Source organism: Citrobacter pasteurii, assembly GCF_019047765.1.
Taxonomy (GTDB): domain Bacteria; phylum Pseudomonadota; class Gammaproteobacteria; order Enterobacterales; family Enterobacteriaceae; genus Citrobacter; species Citrobacter pasteurii.
Genome location: NZ_CP077262.1, coordinates 3,065,814 through 3,088,045, shown reverse-complemented (window position 1 = coordinate 3,088,045; position 22,232 = coordinate 3,065,814). Strand labels below are relative to the sequence as shown.

Genomic DNA, 22,232 nt, shown 5'->3' with positions numbered 1-22,232 from the left:
ACGTGTCAGTGTTTTTACACTGAAGGGAGAAATTATGAGCCAGAAATTAAAAGTCGTCACTATCGGTGGCGGGAGCAGCTACACCCCTGAATTACTTGAAGGCTTTATTAAGCGTTATCATGAATTACCGGTCTCTGAATTGTGGCTGGTGGATGTCGACGGCGGTAAAGAGAAGCTGGACATTATTTTTGACCTCTGCCAGCGCATGATTGATAAAGCTGGCGTCCCGATGAAAGTGTATAAAACGCTGGATCGCCGCGAAGCGCTGAAAGATGCTGATTTCGTTACTACCCAGTTGCGGGTTGGGCAACTGCAAGCCCGTGAAAAGGATGAACGCATTCCGCTGAGCCACGGGTATCTGGGGCAGGAAACCAACGGCGCTGGTGGGCTGTTCAAAGGCCTGCGTACTATTCCGGTTATCTTTGATATTGTGAAAGATGTGGAAGAACTGTGCCCGAATGCGTGGGTGATCAACTTCACTAACCCAGCCGGGATGGTGACTGAGGCGGTTTATCGCCATACGAATTTCAAGAAATTCATCGGCGTATGTAATATTCCGATCGGTATGAAAATGTTCATCAGCGACGTGCTGGCGCTGAAAGAGAGTGATGACTTATCCATCGACCTGTTTGGTCTGAACCATATGGTCTTCATTAAGGATGTTCTGGTCAACGGTGTGTCACGCTTTGATGAACTGCTGGACGGCGTTGCGTCGGGTCAGTTGAAAGCCTCTGGGGTGAAGAACATCTTCGATCTGCCGTTCAGTGAAGGGCTGATTCGTTCACTGAGACTGCTGCCGTGCTCGTATTTGTTGTACTACTTCAAGCCAAAAGAGATGCTGGCGATTGAAATGGGCGAATACTATAAGGGCGGCGCGCGCGCTCAGGTGGTACAAAAAGTTGAGAAGCAACTGTTTGATCTGTATAAAAATCCTGAGTTGAATATTAAGCCGAAAGAGCTGGAACAGCGTGGCGGGGCTTATTACTCTGATGCCGCGTGTGAAGTCATCAATGCTATCTACAACGACAAACAGACCGAACATTACGTCAACATTCCTCATCATGGCCATGTTGATAATATTCCTGCGGACTGGGCCGTTGAGATGACCTGCACGCTGGGGCGCAATGGTGCAACTCCGCACCCACGTATCACCCATTTCGATGAAAAGGTCCTGGGCCTTATCTATACCATTAAAGGTTTTGAAGTGGCGGCGAGCAATGCGGCGCTGAGCGGCGAGTTGAATGATGTACTGTTGGCGTTAAACCTGAGTCCACTGGTGCATTCAGACACTGATGCTGAAATTCTGGCGCGTGAGCTGATCCTGGCGCATGAAAAATGGTTGCCAAATTTCGCCGGGTGCATCGAGAAACTCAAAAGCGAACAACACTAACTGAGGTCGGTTATGGAACGCGTACTGATTGTGAATGCGGATGATTTTGGCCTGAGCAAAGGACAAAACTACGGCATTGTTGAAGCCTGTCGTAATGGTGTTGTCACCTCGACAACGGCGCTGGTTAACGGCGCGGCAATTGACCATGCGGTACAGCTGAGTCGCGACATACCTGAACTTGCCGTCGGAATGCACTTTGTTCTGACGCTGGGCAGGCCGTTGACGGCAATGCCAGGCCTTACTCGTGAAGGGGTGCTCGGGAAATGGATCTGGCAGATGGCTGAGGAAGACTCTCTGCCGCTGGATGAAATTTCACAGGAACTGGCCGCGCAGTATCAGCGTTTTATTGACCTGTTCGGGCGGGAGCCAACGCATCTGGATAGCCATCACCATGTGCATATGTTCCCGCGGCTCTTCCCTATAGTGGCCGGGTTTGCTGCCCAAAAGGGGATTGCGTTACGGATCGATCGTCAGACGGTATTTCAGGCGTCTGACTTTCCACAAACGTTACGGACTTCCCAGGGATTCAGCAGCGAGTTTTATGGCGAAGCGATTTCCGAAGCGTTGTTCTTGCAGATGCTTGACGCGTCAGCAGACCGGGGAGAGTCCTCGCTGGAAGTGATGTGTCATCCGGCGTTTATCGATGACATCATTCGACAAAGTGCCTACTGTTACCCCCGTTTAACTGAGCTTGACGTACTGACGTCTTCGTCACTGAAATATGCTATTGCGGAGCGCGGTTATCGTCTTGGCAGTTTTCTGAACGTTTAATTCCTGAGTTGGCGGCGCGTCGGTGCGCCGCATTTTTTTGTCTGCGTCATTGATGTTTGCTGCAACCTCTCTGTCCCCCCCATTATCGCCACCCACTTCACGAATTCACTGTTTTTGCACCGTCCAGGGGTAAAATCAGCTAAGATAGCGTTTTTCAGATTTTTAGAATTTGTCTTTAGTGAAGCAACTGATTATGAAACCTCTTCGCCAACAAAATCGTCCGGTTATCAGCTATGTTCCTCGCGTGGAGCCCGCTCCGCCAGAGCATGCGGTGAAAATGGATGCGTTTCGTGACGTATGGATACTGCGCGGAAAATATGTCGCTTTTGTCTTAATGGGGGAGGCGTTTCAGCGTTCGCCTGCATTTACGGTTCCGGAGTCCGCCCAGCGCTGGGCTAACCAGATTCGCCAGGAAAACGAACTGATCGATTAATCGGATAAAAAAAACCGCCGGAGCATAACTCACCGGCGGTTTTTTGTTTTGCGCAGACAGGCTGTTAGCGATGCGCCAGTTCGGCGTGATCGTCGCTGTCCAGAATCGTTTTATCGGTCTGTTTCAGCCATTGGCTGGTAAGCGTACCAGCGGTCATGGAACCGCTAACGTTCAATGCGGTACGGCCCATATCAATCAGCGGTTCAACAGAGATCAACAGAGCAACCAGTGTGACCGGCAGACCCATGGCAGGCAGTACGATCAGTGCCGCGAAGGTCGCGCCGCCGCCCACACCCGCAACCCCTGCGGAACTGACGGTCACGATACCCACCAGCGTGGCAATCCACATTGGGTCCAGCGGGTTAATGCCGACAGTTGGTGCCACCATCACGGCCAGCATCGCCGGGTACAGACCCGCACAACCGTTTTGACCAATCGTTGCACCAAAAGAGGCGGCAAAGCTGGCGATGGACTCAGGGACGCCCAGACGGCGGGTTTGCGCTTCAACGTTCAGTGGAATAGAGGCGGCACTGGAACGGCTGGTGAAGGCGAAAGTCAGTACCGGCCAGACTTTGCGGAAGTATTTCAGTGGGCTAACGCCGTTAATACCCAGCAGGATACCGTGTACGACGAACATAATGCCCAGGCCGAGATATGAGGCAACGACGAAGCTACCCAGCTTAATGATGTCCTGCAGGTTGGAACCGGCAACAACTTTGGTCATCAGCGCCAGAACACCATACGGCGTCAACTGCATCACCAGACGAACCAGCTTCATCACCCAGCTCTGCAGGGTATCGATAGCCGTTAATACGCGCTCGCCTTTCGGCGCATCATCTTTCAGCAGTTTAAGTGCCGCAACGCCGAGGAATGCAGCAAAGATGACCACGCTGATAATCGACGTCGGGTTAGCACCGGTCAGATCGGCAAACGGGTTTTTCGGGATAAACGACAGCACCAGCTGCGGCACGCTGAGGTCAGCCACTTTGCCAACATAGTTGGTTTCAATAGCGTTCAGACGTGCAGTCTCGGCACCACCTTGCACCAGGCCTTCGGCGGTCAGACCGAACAGGTTGGTTACCAGAACCCCGACCAGTGCGGCAATCAACGTGGTAAACAGCAGCGTGCCGATGGTCAGGAAGCTGATTTTACCTAACTGAGAGGCGTTGTGCAGACGCGCAACGGCGCTGAGAATAGACGCAAATACCAGCGGCATGACAATCATCTGCAGCAACTGGACATAACCGTTGCCGACAATGTTGAACCACTGTACGGAATCTTTAAGAACCTGGCTGTCGGAGCCATAAATGGTATGCAGGGCGAGGCCAAACACCACACCCATGACCAGACCGACCAGTACTTTTTTGGCCAGACTCCACTGTTTGTGGCGGGCTTGCGCCAGCACGAACAGCAGTACTACGAACACGATAATGTTCGCGATTAATGGAAAGTTCATCCCCGTTCTCCTGATCTTATTATGCGTATCACCATGCAATGGCGATTCTGTTGGCGCAAGATTAGCAGAACTGTGACTTGCCTCTTATATTCAAATGGAATTGTTTATACCTAAAATGACATTTTGGCCGATTTATTAGTCAACCTGGTGCGTTATAAAACGATTAAACTGCATCTGTAGTGTGTTAATCATCTGCGATGACCAGCGTACCGCGCTGTTCTCTTGTACGGTCTGCGGCATCCAGATTGCCCACGCGAACAGTGCCATGCACAGGAACCGTTCCAGTTGGTTGCCTTTTTGCGGCACGAGGATGGGCAGACGAAAACGCCAGCGGCAGGGCCAAAGCAGGGGAACGCCTGCCGGAGTCAGCATGTCGGCCAGAATGTGACTGAGATAACCGAGAACCATACCTTGTAAGGCATCAGCCGGGATTATCCAGCTATCAGGGACTTTCAGGTAAAACGTGGTCAGTAGGGCAAAAACTGCCAGCAGGCTATGCGTAAATCCGCGATGACCAAATGCCCTGGCAATGGGTTTAGATATCCACTTCAGACGTTGTCCCAGCAGGGATTTGGGATGATCAATATCCGGCAGCAGGCACGTTAGAATGGCTGAAGGAACAATATGCCACCAGTCACCCTGCGCAAGAATGGGCGTTAGCTCGGCATTCTTGGCAAATACTGCACAGGCAATAGAAAAAAGGAGATGGCCTTCCGCCGTCATGATAAAACCCAATGAACTGTCAATTCATACAGTATAGGGGTTTTATACAGTAGGCGGAAGAGGTGACGTTGTAACCCTTTGTCACAAATGCACGATTAACGCGCCAACCAACCGCCGTCTACGGCCAGCGTATAGCCATGAATATAGTCAGAGGCAGCGCTGGCGAGAAAAACGACCGGGCCTTTCAGGTCATCCGGTGTGCCCCAGCGTCCGGCGGGAATACGATCGACAATTTGCTGATTACGCGTACTGTCTTCGCGCAACTGCTGCGTATTGTTTGTCGCCATATAACCAGGTGCGATGGCATTGACATTAATTCCCTGAGCCGCCCACTCATTAGCCAGTAAGCGGGTGATTCCAAGCACGCCACTTTTTGATGCGGTGTAGGACGGCACGCGGATCCCCCCCTGGAAAGAGAGCATTGAGGCAATGTTAATGATTTTTCCGCCGTTACCCTGAACCAGAAACTGGCGCGCCACCGCCTGCGACAGAAAGAAAACGGATTTGAGATTCAGATTCATTACGTCATCCCAGTCTTTTTCACTAAAATCCAGCGCGTCCTGGCGACGAATCGTACCTGCATTGTTGACCAGAATATCGATCCGACCAAATGCCGCCACAGTTTGCGTCACTATGCTGGATAGCGCCTCCTGTTGGCTGAGGTCGGCCTGGATAGCCATAAAACGCCGACCAACTGCGGTGATTTTTCCCTCGGTGTCATACGGGATTTTGCGGTTTACGCCAACCACGTCACATCCGGCTTCAGCCAGCGCCAGGGCCATACCTTGTCCAAGCCCGGTATCACAACCAGTGACGATTGCGACTTTACCCTCAAGACGAAACGCGTCCAGAACCATGTACACCTCAGCTATTTTTACTGTTAATGCCTTGCAATAGGAGAAGAATAGAAGAGGTTAAATAAAAATACAATTAAAATGAAACTGTGTTTTAAAAATATTGAGAAGGCAAGGAAATGGGCAATATGGTCATTGCCCGGCGGGAGATTAACCGTGCAGATGCCCGGCAGTGAGCTCAGTCAACGAGGCCAGTTTGACGTCGGCAAGTACAAATCGGGGATCATCCTGATTTTCATGCGCGGGGACAACAATTGAGCGCATTCGCGCTGCTTTCGACGCAATCATCCCGTTCACAGAATCTTCCAGTGCGACACAAGATAACGGGGATATGCCCAGCTTCTGGGCACAATCGAGGTAAACCTGCGGGTGCGGTTTGCTGTAAGGTAATTTTTCTGCCGAGGCCAGCGCGTCAAAGCTATCGCGCAGATCAAACATGGTCAGCACTTTTTCCAGCATATGCAGCGGCGAAGCGGATGCCAGTCCTACTTTGATTCCCTGAGATTTGCACAACGCCACGGCTTCACGCACGCCTGGCAGCAGAGGTTTCGTTTCTTCAACCAGCGCAATTGCGCGGGTGATGATGTGCTCGGTGACTTCCTGACGTGAAGGACCGCTCCACGGTTGCTGCGCAAACCACAAATCAACCACCATGTCGATGCGTAAGCCAAGGGTATCGGGAAGTTCATGGCGGCGGGAGATATCAACGCCTAAACTTGCTATCACATCCAGTTCGGCCTGATCCCAGAGCGGTTCTGAATCAACCAGTAATCCATCCATATCGAAAATTGCAGCAAGAATTTGACGCGGGGTTGACATTACAACCTCTCCTTTACGGTGATAAAAGGGATTAAGAGCCAGTCTGTACAGGCTCTGAGCGTTCATTATGGCTAATTCAACAGTATACAGCCTTTAAAGATCAGGCGAAAACGGTTATCAACGGGTAAACTTAGGCCAAAATGACACGTCTTTATCAAGGGGAACTCATGACGTATCAACAAGCTGGACGCATTGCTGTCTTGAAAAGGTTGCTGGGATGGGGGATTTTCATCCCGACGCTGATTTCAACACTGGTTTCAGTACTGAAGTTTATGTACGCGCACAGCGAAAAGCAGGAAGGGATTAATGCGGTAATGCTCGATTTTGCCCACGTGATGATCGACATGATGCGGGTGAATACGCCGTTTCTTAACCTGTTTTGGTATAACTCGCCGACACCGGATTTTCAGACTGGACTGAATCTTGTTTTTTGGTTGATTTTTATTCTGATTTTTATCGGTCTGGCGCTGCAGGATTCAGGCGCCAGAATGAGCCGCCAGGCGCGTTTTTTACGCGAGGGCGTTCAGGATCAATTGATTCTGGAACAGGCAAAAGGCAGTGAGGGGTTAACGCGCGAGCAGCTTGAGTCACGTATCGTGGTTCCGCACCATACGATCTTTTTACAAATTTTCCCGCTCTATATTTTGCCGGTGATCGTTATCGTGATCGGCTACTTCTTCTTTTCATTGTTGGGCTTTTTGTAAGTGCTGCACGATCAGGCCTGTCGCATTGTAAAACGTCAGGCCTGATAAGCGTGCTAAGCCGCCAGTAATCTGTCCAGCGCCTTCTGCGCCACAACCAAATGCTGCCCCCCAAACAGAATTGCTCGATTCAGCAGCGTATAGAGCTGGTAGACAGGCTGCCTGTCGAGAAAATCTAGTGGTAACGGCGAGACAGACTGATAACCGTCATAAATCTGCGGCGGCTGATCGGTATGTAACGGCAACATTGCCAGATCGCACTCTCTGTCACCCCAGTAACAGGCCGGGTCAAAGATGTAGGGGCCATCCGGTCCAAGTGCACAGTTTGCCGACCACAAATCGCCGTGCAGGAGAGAAGGCTGTGGCTGATGGGAGGAGAGCCGTTGCTGAACATGATCGACAATGGCGTCAATATTGCCAAACGCGATTCCTTTTTCCGCCGCAAGTTCCAGTTGCCAGCCGATACGTTGCTCGGCGAAGAAGGTTGACCAGCGACGCTGCCAGGCATTGGGTTGTGGCGTAGTGGAGAGCGCATTATCGAAGTCGAGGCCGAACTGTGGCTGATCGCTCCATTCATGCAAATGTGCAAGTTGTTGCCCGAGAATAAACGCGTTGTGGGCATCAAGCGGGCGGGGAGGGAGAAAGTCCATGACCAGAAAACTGTAGTCTCTGTCTGCACCCACTGCCCAGACTTTGGGGACAGAGACGGTTTGGCTCCGGGAAAGCAGTTCTAACTGGTCTGCCTCCGCCGCAAAGCCAGACAACAGCTCTCTTTCATCACATTTGACGAAAAAATCGCGCCCCGCATAGCGTAAATGCCATGCGGCGTGAATCTCTCCGCCGGGCAGTTCATTACGCAGTTCGATTTCGCCTTCACCTAATTGCTCGCTTAAAAGACGACTGATAGCCTGCCACATGATGTCTCTCCCCATGTTGTCTGCCAGATCATAAGGTTAGCGCAAGAATGCGGTAAAAAAACACGAACTGACGCACACCATGGACGCGTCATCGCTGGAAAGGCACTTATTGTATGTCGTTCTTCCACACCTCCCTGAGACATTGCGACTTTCGGTTTAACATGATTCACTTCTTTGTAATCACGTGATTTTTTATCATAGACGCATAATACGCATGCCGACAGTTTTGTGGGTAAATCCCCCTTATGCCTGCTAAGGGGGATGGTGTCATCATCGGGCAAGATACGAATATATTTTTTGCGTATCGTCCAACGCGCACAGCCGCGTACCCTGATTCAGCGTTGCTGCGCTACCCGCAGCGACGCCAAAACGCACAATCTCTTCGAACGGGGCATTTTCTGCCAGTTTCAACGTCATTGCGCCGACCATACTGTCGCCTGCGCCAACGGTACTTTGGCTTTTCACCGGCGGAGGGACGACCTGGACGCACGTTTCTTGATTGACGGCCAATGCCCCTTGTGGTCCAAGAGAGACCACAACGCGAAGCGCTTTGCCGCTTTGTACAATCTCCTGTGCCGCTTTGCGGACGTCATCAGGCTGTGTGAGTTCGCGTTTCACCAGTGCACTCAATTCTTTGAGGTTGGGTTTTACCAGTTCGATACCGCCGATGGCTAATGCCGCCGTCAGCGCTTCGCCAGAACTATCGACAATGCAGCGAATGCCCTGTTTTTGTGCGGTGGTGATGAGCCGTGTCAATTTTTCTATCTGCACACCGGGCGGCAAACTGCCGCTAATGACCAGTATCGCACCCGATTCAATTTCCAGTACCTGCTCCTGCAGTTGGTTGAATTCGTCATCAGTCAGTGCGGCACCGGGCATGACAAAACGATACTGCTCGCCGCTGGATTCGACGTGGACATGGAGATTTTGTCGGGTCCAGTCTTTGGCCTCGATAGTCGAGACGGGAACATTTTCGTCAGCAAGTAAAGAAACTAAGTGCTCGCCGGTCGCACCACCGACCGGAAAGATGGCCGTTGCAGTTCCGCCAAGATGTGCAATGGCACGGGCGACGTTGATGCCTCCACCGCCAGGTTCAAAAACCGGTGAGGTACAGCGAAGTTTACCTTCGGGGTAGATTTGTGGGGTGATTGTTGCGCTATCGAGAGAGGGCGCAAGTGTTAACGTATAGATACGTACCATCTTTACCTCCTGTTAGGCTGATCCCAGTCTGGCACTTAACGCCACGAAAGTGAAGTAATTAACAACATGATTTCTCGCAGCTTTATTTAAAATTCTCGTGCCAAAGATATATAAATAAAATAAAGGATTAGGAACGCTCTTATTCAAAAAATGAAATAAGAATTTATTGCTATGTTATTCGAGTCTTTTTATAATTTGTTACCTTTCAAGGGTCTTTTGTCGTTGATCCATATGAAAGTTTCCGAGACCGTTATGGTCTCTTTTTTTGTTGTACGGACTCTTTATAAATGAAGCTTTTGAAGACAGTGCCCGCAGCAGTATTGCTGACGGGGTGCGTGTTTGCGTCAATGCATGCCGCCGCCGATGATTCCGTTTTTACTGTCATGGATGACCCTTCCAGCGCGAAAAAACCCTTTGAAGGTAATCTGAACGCGGGATACCTTGCCCAGTCAGGCAACACAAAAAGTTCTTCTTTAACCGCCGACACCACCATGACCTGGTATGGTCAATCCACGGCGTGGTCTCTGTGGGGAAATGCCAGCAACACTTCCTCAAATGATGAGCGTTCATCTGAGAAATATGCTGTAGGTGGTCGTAGTCGTTACAACATGACTGACTTTGACTATCTCTTTGGTCAGGCCAGTTGGTTAACAGACCGTTATAACGGATACCGTGAGCGTGACGTGCTAACGGCCGGTTATGGTCGCCAGTTTCTTAATGGACCGGTGCACAGTTTCCGCTTTGAATTCGGTCCTGGTGTACGTTATGACGAGCACACTGATGGCACCACTGAAACGCAACCGTTAGGTTATGCGTCCGGGGCTTATGTGTGGCAGATGACGGACAACACTAAGTTTACGCAGGGTGTGTCGGTATTTGGTGCCGATGATACAACGCTGAATTCTGAAACGGCTTTGAATGTTGCTATCAACGAACACTTTGGATTGAAGGTTGCGTACAACGTGACCTGGAACTCCGAACCGCCGGCAACCGCGCCGGAGCATACCGATCGTCGTACGACTGTTTCACTCGGCTATCGGATGTAATGACAAACCGGGTCAAATAATTGGCCCGGCTTTTATCTATTAACGTTAAGTTTATTTAATAGTTAATCTGTGTTTTATTTTTAATGCTTATCGATAACGCGCTATTTTTCAGACGAATTCGATATAATTGATAAATACAACGGAACCAGAAAAGCGGCCAGTATTTTAACCCCAGATCATCGCTGCCCAACGCAGCATCAGCATTGCCGCACAAATAACCAGCAGGATCACCACCATCTTCCAGTGTTTCTTCGCAAAGCGGTTTGTTGGCATTGTTTTTTCCTGCTCCGGTGAAATGACTATCTACAAGTGTAACAAAGACGTCAGGGTGTCAGTGAATTGATTTACATCATAGAGTGCACGTTGATTGTTGCTTTGATCGCATCCTAATGCCGTGTACACTGTCAAACGGTGTTATCAAAAAGCGGGTGTAGGTCCAGTGTAGCCATTCAGGCAACCAGTGACATATTTCGCAGAGTGAAGCGGGAATCAGCCCAGACCTTTTTGATAATTTTAAATATTGAATCTTTGTATGTGCTCTTACGTGTGGGGCACCACTGCAAATAAGGATATAACATGCCTGTTATTACTCTTCCTGATGGCAGTCAACGCCATTACGACCACGCTGTAAGCCCCATGGATGTTGCGCTGGACATCGGTCCAGGTCTGGCGAAAGCGACTATTGCTGGCCGTGTTAACGGTGAGCTGGTCGATGCTTCCGATCTGATTGAACATGATGCGAAACTCTCCATCATCACCGCGAAGGATGAAGAAGGTCTGGAGATCATTCGTCACTCTTGTGCGCACCTGTTAGGGCATGCGATCAAACAACTTTGGCCGAACACCAAAATGGCGATCGGACCGGTTGTTGACAACGGTTTTTACTACGATATCGATCTTGACCGTACGTTAACCCAGGAAGATGTCGACGCGCTCGAGAAGCGGATGCACGAGCTCGCTGAGAAAAACTACGATGTCATTAAGAAGAAAGTCAGCTGGTACGAAGCGCGCGAAACCTTCGTGAAGCGTGGCGAGACCTATAAAGTCTCTATTCTTGATGAAAACATTGCCCATGATGACAAACCTGGCCTGTACCATCATGAAGAATATGTCGATATGTGCCGTGGTCCGCACGTGCCGAACATGCGTTTCTGCCATCACTTCAAACTGATGAAGACCGCAGGGGCATACTGGCGTGGCGACAGCAATAATAAGATGCTGCAGCGTATTTATGGTACTGCATGGGCAGATAAAAAAGCCCTGAATGCCTACCTGCAACGCCTGGAAGAAGCGGCCAAACGTGACCACCGTAAAATCGGTAAGCAGCTTGACCTGTATCATATGCAGGAAGAAGCACCGGGTATGGTGTTCTGGCATAACGATGGCTGGACTATCTTCCGCGAGTTGGAAGTTTTTGTTCGCTCGAAACTGAAAGAATATCAGTATCAGGAAGTTAAAGGTCCGTTCATGATGGACCGCGTGCTGTGGGAAAAAACAGGTCACTGGGACAACTACAAAGATGCAATGTTCACGACCTCCTCTGAGAACCGTGAGTACTGCATTAAGCCCATGAACTGCCCAGGCCACGTGCAGATCTTTAACCAGGGTCTGAAATCCTATCGCGATCTGCCGTTGCGTATGGCTGAATTTGGTAGCTGTCACCGTAACGAGCCGTCAGGTGCGCTGCACGGTCTGATGCGTGTACGTGGCTTTACCCAGGATGATGCACATATCTTCTGTACTGAAGAGCAGATCCGTGATGAAGTTAACGCCTGCATTCGTATGGTCTACGATATGTACAGCACTTTTGGCTTCGAGAAAATCGTCGTCAAACTGTCCACTCGCCCCGAAAAACGTATCGGCAGCGATGAAATGTGGGATCGTGCTGAAGCAGACCTGGCCGTTGCGTTGGAAGAAAATAACATCCCGTTTGAGTTCCAACTGGGTGAGGGCGCGTTCTACGGTCCGAAAATTGAATTTACCCTGTATGACTGCCTCGATCGTGCATGGCAGTGCGGTACTGTACAGCTGGACTTCTCCCTGCCGTCCCGTTTAAGCGCCTCTTATGTTGGCGAAAACAACGAACGTCAGGTGCCGGTTATGATTCACCGCGCAATTCTTGGGTCTATGGAACGTTTCATCGGTATCCTGACTGAAGAGTTCGCTGGCTTCTTCCCGACCTGGCTTGCGCCGGTTCAGGTTGTGGTTATGAACATCACCGATTCTCAGTCTGAATACGTTAACGAATTAACGCAGAAACTACAAAATGCGGGTATTCGTGTAAAAGCAGACTTGAGAAATGAGAAGATAGGCTTTAAAATCCGCGAGCACACTTTACGTCGTGTCCCTTACATGTTGGTCTGTGGCGACAAAGAGGTAGAAGCAGGCAAAGTTGCCGTGCGCACCCGTCGTGGCAAAGACTTGGGCAGCCTGGACGTAAATGAAGTGATTGAGAAGCTGCAACAAGAGATTCGCAGCCGCAGTCTTCAACAACTGGAGGAATAAGGTATTAAAGGCGGAAAACGAGTTCAAACGGCACGTCCGAATCGTATCAATGGCGAGATTCGCGCCCTGGAAGTTCGCTTAACAGGTCTGGAAGGCGAAGCTTTGGGTATTGTGAGTCTGAGAGAAGCGATCGAAAAGGCTGAAGAAGCTGGAGTAGATTTAGTTGAAATCAGCCCTAACGCCGAACCGCCAGTTTGTCGTATTATGGACTACGGCAAGTTCCTTTATGAAAAGAGTAAGTCTTCTAAGGAACAGAAGAAAAAGCAAAAAGTTATCCAGGTTAAGGAAATTAAATTCCGTCCTGGTACCGACGATGGCGATTACCAGGTAAAACTCCGCAGCCTGGTACGCTTTCTGGAAGATGGCGATAAGGCTAAGATCACGCTGCGTTTTCGCGGTCGTGAGATGGCCCACCAACAGATCGGCATGGAAGTGCTCAACCGCGTCCGTGACGATCTGAGTGAACTGGCAGTAGTCGAATCCTTCCCAACGAAGATCGAAGGCCGTCAGATGATCATGGTGCTCGCTCCTAAGAAGAAACAGTAAGGCCTTCAAGTAGCAATGTCTGTGGAGCCTGCGGGTACCACAGGCGTTGTTCGCCTACGTTTCGTTTATTAACAATGCGAAGTGGAAGTTATTAAAATGCCAAAAATTAAGACCGTACGCGGTGCTGCTAAGCGTTTCAAAAAAACCGGTGGTGGTGGATTTAAGCGTAAGCACGCAAACCTGCGTCATATTCTGACCAAAAAATCTACTAAGCGTAAACGTCACCTGCGTCCAAAAGGCCTCGTGTCTAAAGGCGATCTGGGTCTGGTTATCGCGTGCCTGCCGTACGCATAAGCCGTTAACGTTTAATTCATTTTTTTACTAAGAATATAGATACAGGAGAGCACATATGGCTCGCGTAAAACGTGGTGTAGTTGCCCGTGCACGTCACAAGAAAATTTTGAAACAAGCTAAAGGCTACTACGGTGCGCGTTCTCGCGTATACCGCGTTGCCTTCCAGGCTGTTATCAAAGCTGGTCAGTACGCTTATCGTGACCGTCGTCAGAAAAAGCGTCAGTTCCGTCAACTGTGGATTGCGCGTATCAACGCAGCAGCACGTCAGAACGGTATTTCTTACAGCAAATTCATCAACGGCCTGAAAAAAGCCTCTGTTGAAATCGACCGTAAGATCCTGGCTGACATCGCAGTATTCGACAAAGTAGCGTTCACCGCTCTGGTCGAAAAAGCGAAAGCAGCTCTGGCATAAGCCGGTGAAAAGAGGGAGCCTGGCTCCCTCTCTTTTATTTGTAGTGCAATCAATTGGTTGACAATTTATTCGTAAGCCTTTTCAATAAAGGTTGTCCGGTTTTTACCACACAAGGTAACGCAAGCATGAATGCTGCTATTTTCCGCTTCTTCTTTTACTTTAGCACCTGAACTCAGGAGGCTTGCGCGTGAAAGAAGAAACGGAAAACAGCGCCTAAAAGCCTCCCTGGTGGAGGCTTTTTTTATACGCGTCATCCTTCAGGTTGTCTCTGTGTTGGCTGCATTCGCTCACCCCAGTCACGTACTGATGTACGTTCCTGAGGGTTTGCTCTTTTGCCGCCGTGACACAACTTGAATGATTTTGCGTATATACGAGCGACTAGTGAATATCGCAACATAACGAGGAAAACCATGTCACATCTCGCAGAGCTGGTTGCCAGTGCAACGGCTGCCATTAACCAGGCTTCAGATGTTGCCGCGTTAGACAATGTCCGCGTCGAATATTTGGGCAAGAAAGGGCACCTGACCCTTCAGATGACAACCTTGCGCGAGCTGCCACCAGAAGAGCGCCCGGCAGCAGGTGCGGTAATCAACGAAGCCAAAGAGCAGGTACAGCAAGCGCTAAACGCGCGTAAGGCCGAATTAGAAAGTGCCGCGCTGAACGCGCGCCTGGCTGAAGAAACTATCGATATCTCCCTGCCGGGACGCCGTATCGAAAATGGTGGGCTGCACCCGGTAACACGTACTATCGACCGTATTGAAAGTTTCTTCGGTGAGCTGGGCTTTACCGTGGCGACCGGTCCGGAAATCGAAGATGACTATCACAACTTCGATGCGCTGAACATTCCAGGCCATCACCCGGCGCGCGCTGACCACGACACTTTCTGGTTTGATGCAACGCGTCTGCTGCGCACACAGACCTCCGGCGTGCAGATCCGCACCATGAAAGAAAAACAGCCGCCGATCCGCATCATTGCGCCGGGCCGTGTATATCGTAATGACTACGATCAGACGCACACTCCGATGTTCCATCAGATGGAAGGGCTGATCGTTGATACCAATATCAACTTCACCAATCTGAAAGGTACGCTGCACGATTTCCTGCGTAACTTCTTTGAAGAAGATCTGCAGGTTCGTTTCCGTCCTTCTTACTTCCCGTTCACTGAACCTTCTGCAGAAGTTGACGTCATGGGTAAAAACGGAAAATGGCTGGAAGTACTGGGCTGCGGTATGGTTCACCCGAACGTGCTGCGTAACGTCGGTATCGATCCGGAAATCTACTCTGGTTTTGCCTTCGGCATGGGAATGGAGCGTCTGACCATGTTGCGTTATGGCGTTACCGATCTGCGTTCTTTCTTCGAAAACGATCTGCGTTTCCTCAAACAGTTTAAATAAAGGCAGGGTAATACAATGAAATTCAGTGAACTGTGGTTACGCGAATGGGTTAACCCAGCAATTGATAGCGATGCGCTGTCAAACCAAATTACGATGGCGGGCCTGGAAGTTGACGGTGTGGAAGCCGTTGCCGGCGCGTTCAACGGTGTTGTGGTGGGCGAGGTGGTTGAGTGTGCTCAGCACCCGAACGCTGACAAACTGCGCGTCACCAAAGTGAATGTCGGCGGCGATCGTCTGCTGGATATTGTCTGTGGTGCACCGAACTGCCGCCAGGGACTGAAAGTGGCTGTGGCAACCGTTGGTGCCGTTCTGCCGGGTGATTTTAAAATCAAAGCGGCTAAGCTTCGCGGTGAGCCGTCCGAGGGGATGCTGTGCTCGTTTTCCGAGCTGGGCATTTCCGACGATCATAGCGGTATTATCGAACTGCCGGCCGATGCGCCAATTGGCACCGATATCCGTGAATATCTGAAGCTTGACGATAACACTATCGAAATCAGCGTCACCCCGAACCGTGCCGACTGCTTAGGCATTATCGGTGTTGCGCGCGATGTGGCTGTGCTGAACAAAGCTCCGCTGATTGAACCGGAAATCACCCCGGTAGCGGCGACCATTAACGATGTGCTGCCTATTCAGGTTGATGCTGCTGACGCGTGCCCACGCTATTTGGGCCGCGTGGTGAAAGGTATCAACGTGAAAGCGCCAACGCCACTGTGGATGAAAGAGAAACTACGCCGGTGCGGTATTCGCTCCATTGATGCAGTGGTTGACGTGACGAACTATGTGCTGCTCGAACTGGGCCAGCCGATGCACGCATTCGACAAAGACCGCATTGAAGGCGGAATTGTCGTGCGTATGGCAAAAGAAGGGGAAACCCTGGTTCTGCTCGACGGCAGTGAGGCAAAACTGAGTGCGGATACGCTGGTGATTGCTGACCACAACAAAGCGCTGGCCATGGGGGGGATCTTTGGTGGTGAGCACTCTGGTGTGAATGATGAAACGCAAAACGTCCTGCTGGAATGCGCGTTCTTCAGCCCGCTGTCCATTACCGGTCGCGCACGTCGTCACGGTCTGCACACCGATGCGTCTCACCGTTATGAGCGTGGTGTCGATCCTGCTCTGCAACATAAAGCCATGGAACGCGCTACGCGCCTGCTGATTGATATCTGCGGTGGCGAAGCGGGGCCAATCATTGACGTGACGCACGAAGCGACGTTGCCGAAGCGTGCCACTATTACACTGCGTCGTAGCAAACTGGATCGTCTGATCGGGCATCATATTGCGGATGAGCAGGTGAGCGATATTCTGCGTCGCCTGGGTTGTGATGTGACGGAAGGGCAAGATGAGTGGAAAGCGGTAGCACCGAGCTGGCGTTTCGATATGGAGATCGAAGAAGACCTGGTCGAAGAAGTCGCCCGCGTGTACGGCTATGACAATATCCCGAATACCCCAATTCAGGCAGGACTTATCATGGGTGAGCATCGTGAAGCGGACCTCTCGCTGAAACGTGTTAAAACCATGCTGAATGACAAAGGCTACCAGGAAGTTATTACCTACAGCTTTGTTGATCCTAAAGTCCAGTCGCTGCTGCATCCAGGTGAAGAAGCGCTGCTGCTGCCAAGCCCAATCTCTATCGATATGTCAGCAATGCGTCTGTCTCTGTGGACCGGCTTGCTGTCTACAGTAGTGTATAACCAAAACCGTCAGCAAAACCGTGTGCGTATTTTCGAAACGGGTTTGCGTTTTGTCCCGGATACGCAGGCTAACCTCGGGATCCGTCAGGATCTGATGCTGGCGGGCGTGATCTGCGGCAACCGTCATGATGAACACTGGAATCTGGCGAAAGAGACGGTTGATTTCTATGATCTGAAGGGCGATCTGGAAGCGGTTCTCGACCTGACCGGCAAACTGGCGGACATCCAGTTCAAAGCTGAAGCGAATCCAGCCCTGCATCCGGGGCAGTCTGCAGCGATTTATCTGAAAGGTGAACGTATTGGTTTCATTGGGGTTGTTCATCCTGAACTGGAACGTAAACTGGATCTGAACGGTCGCACTCTGGTGTTCGAACTGGAGTGGAATAAGCTCGCAGACCGCGTGGTGCCTCAGGCGCGTGAAGTTTCTCGCTTCCCGGCGAACCGCCGTGACATCGCTGTTGTTGTGGCAGAAAACGTTCCCGCAGCGGATATTTTATCCGAATGTAAGAAAGTTGGCGTAAATCAGGTAGTTGGCGTAAACTTGTTTGACGTGTACCGCGGTAAGGGTGTTGCGGATGGTTATAAGAGCCTCGCTATCAGCCTGATCCTTCAGGATACCAGCCGTACACTTGAAGAAGAGGAGATTGCCGCTACCGTCGCCAAATGTGTAGAGGCATTAAAAGAGCGATTCCAGGCATCATTGAGGGATTGAACCTATGGCGCTTACAAAAGCTGAAATGTCAGAATATCTGTTTGATAAGCTTGGGCTTAGCAAGCGGGATGCCAAAGAACTGGTCGAGCTGTTTTTCGAAGAGATCCGTCGTGCTCTGGAAAATGGTGAGCAGGTAAAACTCTCTGGTTTTGGTAACTTCGATCTGCGTGATAAGAATCAACGTCCGGGACGTAACCCGAAAACGGGCGAAGATATTCCCATTACAGCACGGCGCGTGGTGACCTTCAGACCCGGACAGAAGTTAAAAAGCCGGGTTGAAAACGCAACGCCCAAAGAAGAGTGATTTAACGATACGCAAACTATGACGCGTATAACTAAAAAGGCCGCTCTGCGGCCTTTTTCCTTTTCACTACTGAATCAGCACCGTAGAATCTCCCCATCTTTTTTCAGCAGAATGGAAAACATGCTGACTTTCGCCCATCAACAGCAGCGACGAAACGTGCGCTGGATACTGTTTCTGTCAGTGCTGATGCTGCTGGCAACAATGATAAGTTTATGCGCAGGAGAACAGTGGATTGCTCCCGGCGATTGGTTTAGCGCTCGCGGCGATCTGTTCGTCTGGCAAATTCGACTTCCCCGTACACTTGCCGTATTGCTGGTAGGCGCCGCACTGGCCCTGGCTGGCGCGGTGATGCAGGCGCTGTTTGAAAACCCGCTCGCGGAGCCTGGCTTACTCGGCGTGTCTAATGGCGCGGGGGTAGGGCTAATTGCGGCTGTGCTGTTGGGGCAAGGGCAATTTCCCGGCTGGACATTGGGCCTATGCGCCATTGCTGGCGCGCTGATTATCACCCTCATTCTTCTTCGTTTTGCCCGTCGACATTTATCGACCAGTCGTTTGCTGTTGGCCGGCGTGGCGCTGGGGATTATCTGCAGCGCTCTGATGACCTGGGCTATCTATTTTTCCTCCTCTTTTGATCTTCGACAGTTGATGTACTGGATGATGGGGGGCTTCAGTGGCGTAGACTGGCATCAGGCCTGGCTCATGGTCGCGTTGCTCCCCGTATTGCTGTGGATTTGTTGCCAGTCACAGCCGATGAATATGCTGGCGCTGGGGGAAACCTCCGCGCGCCAACTGGGGCTGCCCTTATGGTTCTGGCGCAATCTACTGGTGGTTGCCACAGGATGGATGGTTGGCGTAAGTGTTGCGCTGGCAGGGGCAATTGGTTTTATCGGGCTGGTAATCCCCCATATTCTGCGACTGTGTGGATTAACCGATCACCGCGTTTTACTCCCCGGGTGTGCGTTGGCGGGGGCAATTGCGTTACTGTTTGCTGATGTCGTCGCACGTCTGGTACTGGCATCGGCTGAATTACCCATTGGCGTGGTGACGGCCACGATGGGCGCACCGGTATTTATCTGGTTATTGTTAAAAGCTGCGCGCTAGAAAGTGCAGGTTCGGTCTATGCTTAAAAGCTGAACAGGGTCATTCCACTATTCACCTGTTGTTCTGGAGATGCTATGCAAAACACGCTTTTTAATACGGAAGTGACAACCATCGACGGCGAGGCGACCTCATTGCAGGCGTATGCCGGAAATGTACTGTTAATTGTCAACGTAGCCTCAAAATGTGGGTTAACGCCGCAGTATGAGCAACTGGAAAACCTGCAGAAAGCCTGGCATGGGCAGGGGTTCACCGTTCTGGGATTCCCCTGCAACCAGTTTCTGGGGCAGGAGCCTGGCAGTGAAGACGAGATTAAGACGTATTGCAGCACAACCTGGGGCGTTACCTTCCCGATGTTCAGTAAGATTGATGTCAATGGCGAAGCCCGCCATCCGTTGTATCAGAAGCTGATTGATGCGGCACCTACTGCGGTTGCACCTGCAGATAGCGGATTTTATGCGCGTATGGCGAGTAAAGGCCGGGCTCCGCTCTACCCGGACGATATTCTGTGGAACTTCGAGAAGTTCTTGGTCGGTAGGGATGGACAGGTGCTGCAGCGTTATTCACCTGATATGACGCCTGAGAACCCGATTCTTGTACATGCTATAAAGACTGCATTGGCCAACTAATGTCCCGATTAATGCTGCTACAGGATGTTGCGGAATCGACCCGACTCGGCCCGCTATCTGGTGAAATTAAAGCAGGAGAGATCCTGCATTTAGTGGGCCCCAACGGCGCGGGGAAAAGTACGTTATTGGCGCGAATGGCGGGACTGACCACCGGCGAGGGGAGCATCACCTTTGGTGATACACCGCTCGGTGACTGGCCGGCAGCGAAGCTGGCGCAATATCGGGCTTATCTTGCGCAACAGCAAAATCCGCCATTTGCTATGCCGGTCTGGCATTTTCTGACGCTACATCAGCCTGATAAAGCGCGAACAGACCTGCTGCAGGAGGTGGCTGATGCGCTTGGGCTGAGAGATAAACTAGGACGTGGTGTTAATCAGCTTTCAGGGGGGGAATGGCAACGTGTGCGTTTGGCGGCCGTCATCCTGCAAATGAGTCCGCAGTCTAATCCGCATGGGCAGCTTTTGTTGCTGGATGAGCCGATGAATAGTCTGGACGTGGCGCAACAAAACGCGCTGGACAGATTGTTGAGCCAGCTGTGTCTGCAGGGAATCGCCATTGTGATGAGCAGTCATGATCTTAACCATACGTTACGCCATGCGCACAAGGTGTGGTTGCTCAAGCGCGGAAAGCTACTGGCGAGCGGTGCGCGTGATGGGGTGCTGACGCCAGCCAATCTGTCGTTGGCCTACGGTGTAAATTTCCGTCGCCTGGATATTGAAGGCCACAGAATGCTCATATCAACCACTTAAGTTAAATGGGTTCTTGAAAATCACATAATTTCCACGCTAAATTGACACAAAAATAAAAATCAGAGGATTCGTCCTGAATGCGCTTTTGGCTCCTTTTCATCACAGCATTGTTTTTGGCGGGGTGCAGCAGCCATCGTGCTCCTGCGCCGAATGCCCGACTGTCAGACTCTATCGCCGTTATCGCGGGTCTTAACGATCAGTTGCAAACCTGGCATGGCACTCCCTATCGCTATGGCGGCATGAGCCGTAGCGGGGTGGATTGTTCGGGATTTGTGTTGATGACAATGCGTGACCAATTCGATCTGCAATTACCGCGCGACACGCGTACTCAATCAAAGATTGGTACTGAGATCGATAAAGATGATTTGCTACCCGGCGATCTGGTTTTCTTTAAAACGGGTTCCGGTGAAAGTGGTCTGCATGTCGGAATTTACGATACCAATAATCAATTTATCCATGCTTCAACCAGTCGTGGAGTGATGCGTTCTTCGCTGGATAACGTCTACTGGCGTAAAAACTTTTGGCAGGCGCGCCGAATTTAATCATTACGGGTGACGGGATTGGCTCGCAGCTTTTTCGTCATCCACATTTTAAATGTCAACTTTCACTTCTGCTGTTTGTTGGTCTATAACCCTGAACATTAAGAGCGTATCTTGCTAAAAATATGATTTATTCCGAGATATTAAAAAGTGCAAGGCTGGATATTCGTTTATAATCAGGATAAGCTAAAAAAAAAGGATTCGATTTACTGGCTAAAAAGGGAAAAATGAAAGGGCCTCTATTTGTATCAGCAGCAACGTATTTTTCCATCCTTTGCTACAGGATGCCGGATTACACCCATGCAGAGGGGCTGGCACAATGATTGTTTCACTGGATTATCTTTATCATTCAGAGTTCTCTTTTCTTCCTGCACGAAGTGAAAAAGGTGACCTTGAGTACGTCGATATTGTTACAAACTTTGTCAGCCCGGATGGTAACGTACGCATGCCAACAGAGCTGGTTATGCCCCGGATGTCAGACGAAGAGCAATGCCGCTTATTTGCCGAGAAGCTGGAATTAATCGAAACGTGCCAACACTTTTTTATTCAACGCAAAATTCCGGCCTGGATTAATTTAACGCCAGCGGTCGCTAATACTTTATTATCAGACGCTGAATATGCTTCACGTGTTGAACGATTTTCATTTATTGAACTGACGATTAATGAAAGTTATCCAGAGTTAAACAGTGGCAAAGAAAATCCCACACTGGCGGCTCTGGCTGCGCGATTCCCATTAATACTGACAAACTACGGTGCCGGGGGCATATCCACGCGGGCAATTTTTGATGGTCTTTTTAAACGGGTCGTGCTGGATAAAAACTTTGTTCAACAACGGATTACACATATTTCGTTTGAGCCGTTTATGCGGGCTATTCTGGCGCAATTATCTCCCTGCTGCGAATCAATCATCATTAGCGGTATTGATACACAAGAGATGCTGACGCGGGTATTACCTTTGGGATTCAGCGCGATGCAAGGGGGACTGTGGCCGGCGGTATCACCGGCAAAGATTATTTCACTGGTAAAATGATAACCCTTTTATTTGCTGG

25 protein-coding genes and 1 other annotated feature are annotated in these 22,232 nt (G+C 50.6%); of the genes, 18 read left to right on the top strand and 7 right to left on the bottom strand.

The window, feature by feature from the left end:
- Window positions 1-34: 34 nt before the first annotated feature.
- The 3 genes from I6L54_RS15080 to cedA all read left to right on the top strand — a co-directional run bounded on the left by I6L54_RS15080 (window position 35) and on the right by cedA (window position 2,594).
- Window positions 35-1,390, top strand: coding sequence for a 6-phospho-beta-glucosidase (locus I6L54_RS15080; RefSeq protein ID WP_005120797.1), 1,356 nt, complete (start codon window positions 35-37; stop codon window positions 1,388-1,390).
- Between the two features lie 12 nt (window positions 1,391-1,402).
- Window positions 1,403-2,161, top strand: a complete 759-nt coding sequence (gene chbG, locus I6L54_RS15075; RefSeq protein WP_040233681.1) for a chitin disaccharide deacetylase — start codon at window positions 1,403-1,405, stop codon at window positions 2,159-2,161.
- A gap of 190 nt (window positions 2,162-2,351) precedes the next feature.
- Window positions 2,352-2,594 carry a cell division activator CedA gene (cedA, locus tag I6L54_RS15070; RefSeq protein WP_245163455.1) on the top strand — a complete coding sequence of 81 codons (243 nt, stop codon included), beginning with the start codon at window positions 2,352-2,354 and terminating at the stop codon, window positions 2,592-2,594.
- Window positions 2,595-2,658: 64 nt separating this feature from the next.
- Here cedA and tcyP read toward each other — a convergent pair whose 3' ends face one another.
- From tcyP to hxpB, 4 genes are all read right to left on the bottom strand, one after another.
- The gene (tcyP, locus tag I6L54_RS15065; RefSeq protein ID WP_005120792.1) at window positions 2,659-4,050 is read right to left on the bottom strand and encodes a cystine/sulfocysteine:cation symporter; all 1,392 of its coding nucleotides are present in this window, start codon (window positions 4,048-4,050) and stop codon (window positions 2,659-2,661) included.
- Window positions 4,051-4,185: 135 nt separating this feature from the next.
- Window positions 4,186-4,785 carry a metal-dependent hydrolase gene (locus I6L54_RS15060; RefSeq protein ID WP_137378466.1) on the bottom strand — a complete coding sequence of 200 codons (600 nt, stop codon included), beginning with the start codon at window positions 4,783-4,785 and terminating at the stop codon, window positions 4,186-4,188.
- 83 nt (window positions 4,786-4,868) lie between these two features.
- The gene (kduD, locus tag I6L54_RS15055) at window positions 4,869-5,630 is read right to left on the bottom strand and encodes a 2-dehydro-3-deoxy-D-gluconate 5-dehydrogenase KduD (protein ID WP_040233686.1); all 762 of its coding nucleotides are present in this window, start codon (window positions 5,628-5,630) and stop codon (window positions 4,869-4,871) included.
- Window positions 5,631-5,777: 147 nt separating this feature from the next.
- Window positions 5,778-6,446: a hexitol phosphatase HxpB gene (gene hxpB, locus I6L54_RS15050; protein WP_005120788.1), complete on the bottom strand. Its 669-nt coding sequence runs from the start codon at window positions 6,444-6,446 to the stop codon at window positions 5,778-5,780.
- A gap of 167 nt (window positions 6,447-6,613) precedes the next feature.
- Here hxpB and I6L54_RS15045 point away from each other — a divergent pair, with 167 nt between their 5' ends.
- Window positions 6,614-7,150, top strand: a complete 537-nt coding sequence (locus I6L54_RS15045) for a YniB family protein (RefSeq protein WP_040233688.1) — start codon at window positions 6,614-6,616, stop codon at window positions 7,148-7,150.
- Window positions 7,151-7,203: 53 nt separating this feature from the next.
- On the opposite strand, the gene I6L54_RS15040 is transcribed toward I6L54_RS15045, so the two are convergent.
- Window positions 7,204-8,064: a fructosamine kinase family protein gene (locus I6L54_RS15040; protein WP_040233689.1), complete on the bottom strand. Its 861-nt coding sequence runs from the start codon at window positions 8,062-8,064 to the stop codon at window positions 7,204-7,206.
- A 270-nt stretch (window positions 8,065-8,334) separates the two neighbouring features.
- Window positions 8,335-9,264, bottom strand: a complete 930-nt coding sequence (gene pfkB / locus I6L54_RS15035; protein WP_040233693.1) for a 6-phosphofructokinase II — start codon at window positions 9,262-9,264, stop codon at window positions 8,335-8,337.
- Between the two features lie 287 nt (window positions 9,265-9,551).
- Between pfkB and I6L54_RS15030 the strand changes: the two genes are divergently transcribed.
- Window positions 9,552-10,310, top strand: a complete 759-nt coding sequence (locus tag I6L54_RS15030) for a DUF481 domain-containing protein (protein ID WP_040233694.1) — start codon at window positions 9,552-9,554, stop codon at window positions 10,308-10,310.
- A 165-nt stretch (window positions 10,311-10,475) separates the two neighbouring features.
- Here the strand turns inward: I6L54_RS15030 and yniD are convergent, their stop codons facing one another.
- Window positions 10,476-10,583: a small membrane protein YniD gene (gene yniD / locus I6L54_RS15025; protein ID WP_003030590.1), complete on the bottom strand. Its 108-nt coding sequence runs from the start codon at window positions 10,581-10,583 to the stop codon at window positions 10,476-10,478.
- Window positions 10,584-10,886: 303 nt separating this feature from the next.
- Here yniD and thrS point away from each other — a divergent pair, with 303 nt between their 5' ends.
- From thrS to I6L54_RS14960, 13 genes are all read left to right on the top strand, one after another.
- Entirely contained in the window at window positions 10,887-12,815 is a 1,929-nt protein-coding gene (gene thrS / locus I6L54_RS15020) for a threonine--tRNA ligase (RefSeq protein WP_040233697.1), read from the top strand.
- A gap of 3 nt (window positions 12,816-12,818) precedes the next feature.
- Window positions 12,819-13,361, top strand: coding sequence for a translation initiation factor IF-3 (gene infC, locus I6L54_RS15015; RefSeq protein WP_048997935.1), 543 nt, complete (start codon window positions 12,819-12,821; stop codon window positions 13,359-13,361).
- Window positions 13,362-13,457: 96 nt separating this feature from the next.
- The gene (gene rpmI / locus I6L54_RS15010) at window positions 13,458-13,655 is read left to right on the top strand and encodes a 50S ribosomal protein L35 (protein WP_003030583.1); all 198 of its coding nucleotides are present in this window, start codon (window positions 13,458-13,460) and stop codon (window positions 13,653-13,655) included.
- A gap of 55 nt (window positions 13,656-13,710) precedes the next feature.
- Window positions 13,711-14,067, top strand: coding sequence for a 50S ribosomal protein L20 (gene rplT / locus I6L54_RS15005; RefSeq protein WP_003030578.1), 357 nt, complete (start codon window positions 13,711-13,713; stop codon window positions 14,065-14,067).
- Window positions 14,068-14,187: 120 nt separating this feature from the next.
- Window positions 14,188-14,312: a sequence feature (Phe leader region), on the top strand.
- On the top strand, window positions 14,193-14,237 hold the full coding sequence (gene pheM, locus I6L54_RS15000) for a pheST operon leader peptide PheM (RefSeq protein ID WP_001386830.1): 45 nt from the start codon (window positions 14,193-14,195) through the stop codon (window positions 14,235-14,237). It overlaps the preceding feature by 45 nt.
- A 165-nt stretch (window positions 14,313-14,477) precedes the next feature.
- A complete protein-coding gene (pheS, locus tag I6L54_RS14995; protein WP_003832580.1) occupies window positions 14,478-15,461 on the top strand; it encodes a phenylalanine--tRNA ligase subunit alpha in 984 nt (327 codons plus the stop codon).
- 15 nt (window positions 15,462-15,476) lie between these two features.
- Window positions 15,477-17,864 carry a phenylalanine--tRNA ligase subunit beta gene (gene pheT, locus I6L54_RS14990; protein WP_040233701.1) on the top strand — a complete coding sequence of 796 codons (2,388 nt, stop codon included), beginning with the start codon at window positions 15,477-15,479 and terminating at the stop codon, window positions 17,862-17,864.
- 4 nt (window positions 17,865-17,868) lie between these two features.
- Entirely contained in the window at window positions 17,869-18,168 is a 300-nt protein-coding gene (gene ihfA, locus I6L54_RS14985; RefSeq protein ID WP_003030571.1) for an integration host factor subunit alpha, read from the top strand.
- 120 nt (window positions 18,169-18,288) lie between these two features.
- Window positions 18,289-19,269 (top strand): vitamin B12 ABC transporter permease BtuC, encoded by a 981-nt coding sequence (btuC, locus tag I6L54_RS14980; RefSeq protein WP_040233703.1) that lies wholly within the window; start codon window positions 18,289-18,291, stop codon window positions 19,267-19,269.
- A 74-nt stretch (window positions 19,270-19,343) separates the two neighbouring features.
- The gene (locus I6L54_RS14975; protein ID WP_005120310.1) at window positions 19,344-19,895 is read left to right on the top strand and encodes a glutathione peroxidase; all 552 of its coding nucleotides are present in this window, start codon (window positions 19,344-19,346) and stop codon (window positions 19,893-19,895) included.
- Window positions 19,895-20,644 (top strand): vitamin B12 ABC transporter ATP-binding protein BtuD, encoded by a 750-nt coding sequence (gene btuD / locus I6L54_RS14970; protein ID WP_040233705.1) that lies wholly within the window; start codon window positions 19,895-19,897, stop codon window positions 20,642-20,644. Before I6L54_RS14975 ends, btuD begins: the two co-directional genes overlap by 1 nt.
- Before the next feature lie 77 nt (window positions 20,645-20,721).
- Complete coding sequence (locus I6L54_RS14965; RefSeq protein WP_005120307.1) at window positions 20,722-21,186, top strand: NlpC/P60 family protein; 465 nt, start codon at window positions 20,722-20,724, stop codon at window positions 21,184-21,186.
- 316 nt (window positions 21,187-21,502) lie between these two features.
- Window positions 21,503-22,213 (top strand): EAL domain-containing protein, encoded by a 711-nt coding sequence (locus I6L54_RS14960; RefSeq protein WP_005120306.1) that lies wholly within the window; start codon window positions 21,503-21,505, stop codon window positions 22,211-22,213.
- Window positions 22,214-22,232 lie beyond the last annotated feature (19 nt).